The organism is Streptomyces sp. SID5785 (assembly GCF_009870065.1).
Classification (GTDB): domain Bacteria; phylum Actinomycetota; class Actinomycetes; order Streptomycetales; family Streptomycetaceae; genus Streptomyces.
In genome coordinates, this window is sequence record NZ_WWIA01000786.1 from 1 (window position 1) to 3,680 (window position 3,680).

Annotated in this window: 3 protein-coding genes; all 3 read left to right on the top strand. The window is 73.8% G+C overall.

The window, feature by feature from the left end; genetic code table 11:
• On the top strand, positions 1 to 1,076 hold a 1,076-nt coding region (locus tag GTW43_RS25885; RefSeq protein WP_161304400.1), incomplete at its 5' end, for a glycoside hydrolase domain-containing protein.
• Positions 1,077 to 1,268: 192 nt separating this feature from the next.
• Positions 1,269 to 2,678 carry a wax ester/triacylglycerol synthase family O-acyltransferase gene (locus GTW43_RS25890; protein WP_161304401.1) on the top strand — a complete coding sequence of 470 codons (1,410 nt, stop codon included), beginning with the start codon at positions 1,269 to 1,271 and terminating at the stop codon, positions 2,676 to 2,678.
• Positions 2,679 to 2,825: 147 nt separating this feature from the next.
• Positions 2,826 to 3,680: SDR family NAD(P)-dependent oxidoreductase (locus GTW43_RS25895; RefSeq protein ID WP_161304402.1), on the top strand; the 855-nt coding region annotated here is incomplete at its 3' end.

Below are 3,680 nucleotides of genomic sequence, written 5' to 3' on the forward strand. Positions count from 1 at the left end.
TGCAGGGTCTGCTCAAGGGCCACGAGGAGGAGGCGTACCGGGCGCTGAAGAACAACGCCGACGGCGTGCCGCCCACCGACTCGGCGCCCGTCGGCCGCGAGGCCAACAAGGAGTACCTCGCCGACGGCTTCGCCCCCTACGTCAAGGACCGGCCGCACGCGAAGCCCGGTGACTCCGACTACGACCACGGCGCATCGGCCACCCTCGAGTACGCGCTGTCCGACGCGATGCTCGGGCAGATGGCCGAGGAGCTCGGGCACGACGCCGACGCGAAGCGCTACACCGAGCGCGCGCAGAACTACCGGAAGATCTTCGACTCCTCCACCGGCTTCTTCCGCGCCCGGGACGCCTCCGGCGCCTTCACCGGACCGGCCGACCCGGCGCAGAGCGAGGGCTTCCACGAGGGCACGTCCTGGCAGTACCAGTGGCTCGTCCCGCAGGACCTGCCCGGCATGGTCGGCCTGATCGGCGGCACCGACCTGGCCAACCAGCGCCTCGACTCCTTCTTCGCCTACGACCAGCTGGTGAAGGACCCGGCGAAGACCGCCCGCGAGGTGTGGGTCAACGGCCCGTACGACTACTACAACGCCGACAAGTACAACCCGCAGAACGAGCCCGACCTCATCGCCCCGTACACGTACCTGTCGACCGGACAGCCCTGGAAGACCACCGACGTCGTGCACGCCGCGCTCACCCTCTTCACCGACACGCCGACCGGCATGACCGGCAACGACGACCTCGGCACCATGTCCGCCTGGAACGTCCTGTCGTCCATCGGGATCTTCCCGGTGCAGCCCGGCACGGACACGTGGGGCCTGTCGACGCCCGTCTTCGAGCGGGTCGACCTCACCCTCGACCGCAAGTACTACCCGAAGGGGAAGCTCACCGTGCGGGCCGAGGGGACCTCGGACACGGCGCGCTACATCCAGTCCGCCCGCACCGACCGCACCGCCCTCGACCGGACCTACCTGACCACCGGAGACCTCCGCGGCCTGCGGAACCTGAGCTTCACCGTGGGCGAGCAGCCCTCCGCCTGGGGCACCGGCGCCGACGCGGCACCGCCCGCCCTGAGGTGACGCGGCGCGCCGGGCCGGCCACGCCACCCGGCCGCGTCCCCTGAAGCACACCACCTGAGCCCCACGAGGCCCGCCCCGCACACCGGGGCGGGCCTTCATCCATTGTTAACTGTATGTGCGCGGATCGTACTTGACCGTAATCGACCGAGCGGGGTTGACTGCGCCTACCACTCCTCGACGCGAGAGCACTCCATGACTGCGCAGAGTTCGGACCTGCTCGCCCCGCTCGACCTGGCGTTCTGGAACATCGAGACCGCCGAGCACCCCATGCACCTGGGCGCCCTCGGGGTCTTCCGCACCGAGGAGGGCCCCGACGCGCCGGGATCCGCCCGGCACGCCCACGAGCTGCTCGCCGCCCGCGCCGCCGCGGTGCCCGGGCTGCGCATGCGGCTGGCCGGCGTCCTCTTCCCCGTCGGCGGCGCCGCCCGGGTGCCCGTACGGGACTTCGACCCGCTGGACCACGTCCGCCTCGGGGCGCCCGTCGAGGACTTCCACGCAGCGGCCGGCGCCCTCATGGAGCGGCCCCTCGACCGGGGCAGGCCCCCGTGGGAGGCGCACGTGCTGCCCGCGGCGGACGGCACGGGCTTCGCCGTCCTGTTCAAGTTCCACCACGCCCTCGCCGACGGGCTGCGCGCGCTGACGCTGGCCGCGGCCGTCATGGACCCCACCGACCTGCCGTTCACCCGCGCCCCGAAGCCCGAACCGCAGCAGCGCCGCGGGCTCCGCCTGCCCTTCCCCGGGATGCGCGAGCTGACCCTCGCCGACCTCGATCCGCGCCGCTACCCCGGCCATGTCCGCTCCGTCGTCGACAGCACGGCGCAGGCCCTGTCGATCGGCGCCTCCGTGGCCCGCGCCACCTGGGGCGTGCGCACCTCGCCCGCGCTGACCGCCCCCGGCAGCGGCACCCGGCGCACCGCCGGCGTCGTGCTCGACCTGGACGACGTGCACCGCATCCGCAAGACCGTCGGCGGCACGGTCAACGACGTGCTCATCGCGCTCGTCGCCGGGGCCGTGCGCCGCTGGCTCGACGAGCGCGGCGACGGCAGCGAGGGCGTCGAACCCCGCGCCCTCGTGCCCGTCTCGCGGCGCCGCCCGCGCACCGCCACCCCGCAGGGCAACCGGCTGTCCGGCTACCTCGTGCGCCTCCCCGTCGGTGAGCGCGACCCGCTGGAGCGGCTGCGCATCGTGCGGGCCACGATGGACCGCCGCAAGGACCACGGCCCGGCCCGCGGCGCCGGCGCCGTCGCGCTGCTCGCCGACCACGTGCCGCCGCTCGGCCACCGCCTCGGCGGCTCGTTCGTCGGGCAGAGCGCCCGCCTGCTGTTCGACCTCCTGGTCACCAGCGTCCCGCTGCCCAGCCTCGGGCTGAGGCTGGGCGGCTGCCCGCTCACCGAGGTGTTCCCGCTCGCCCCGCTCGCCCAGGGCCAGTCCCTCGCCGTCGCCGTCTCCACGTACCGGGGCCGGGTGCACTACGGGCTCGTGGCCGACGGCGTCGCCGTGCCCGACCTGGCCGTCCTCGCCACCGCCCTGCACACGGAGCTCGCGGTGCTGACGCAGGAGTGCGAGCGGGCCGCGGGGCCCGCGGGCGGACCACGGACGTGACGGCCGTCATTTGGCCCACCCCGGCCGCCCCAGTATCCTCCGGAGCTGGCGGGATCAGCTGAGCGACCTGTAAGGTGCCGCCTTTTGGCCGCCGCGCGGGCACCGGGTGCCGCCGCGGCACGAGCGACACGAGGAACAGCAGCGGCGATGACCGTGACAGAGGACAACCAGGCCCCGTCGGCGGCCGAGGCCACGGACACCGCGTACGGACCGGGCATCGACCCCGAGCGGCTCTCCGTGTGCCTGAGCGTGCTGGCGGAGCTGGACGAGCTCGACGTCGACCACCCCGACGCCGTCACCGTCCGCCGCGCCACCGCCGGCATCTACCGCACCGTGAAGCAGCGCCGCCGCCAGGAGCGCCGCGCCGCCAAGACCGCCCACGACAAGGCCGTCACCGAGGCGACCGCGACCGGCTCCGCCGAGCGCATCGACGACGAGACCGAGGGCCTGCTTCCCTCGTCGCAGACCGAGGAGGGCCGGATCGCCGGGATACTCCAGCGTCCGCGCTCCTGCTACACCTGCAAGGCCCGCTACGTCGAGGTCGACTACTTCTACCACCAGCTCTGTCCGGACTGCGCCCGGGTGAACCGCGCCAAGCGCGACGTCCGCGCCGACCTCACCGGCAAGCGCGCCCTGCTCACCGGTGGCCGCGCCAAGATCGGCATGTACATCGCGCTGCGGCTGCTGCGCGACGGCGCGCACACCACCATCACGACCCGCTTCCCGAAGGACGCCATCCGCCGGTTCACGGCGATGGAGGACTCCGCGGACTGGATCGACCGCCTCGAGGTCGTCGGCATCGACCTGCGCGACCCGGCGCAGGCCGTCGCCCTCGCCGACCGGGTCGCCGCCGCCGGCCCCCTCGACATCCTGATCAACAACGCGACGCAGACGGTGCGCAGGCTGCCCGCCGCCTACGCGGCCCTCGTCGACGGCGAGAGCGCCCCGCTGCCCGCCGGAGAGCTGCCCCCGCACCACGTCATCGGCGCGTTCAACTCCGGA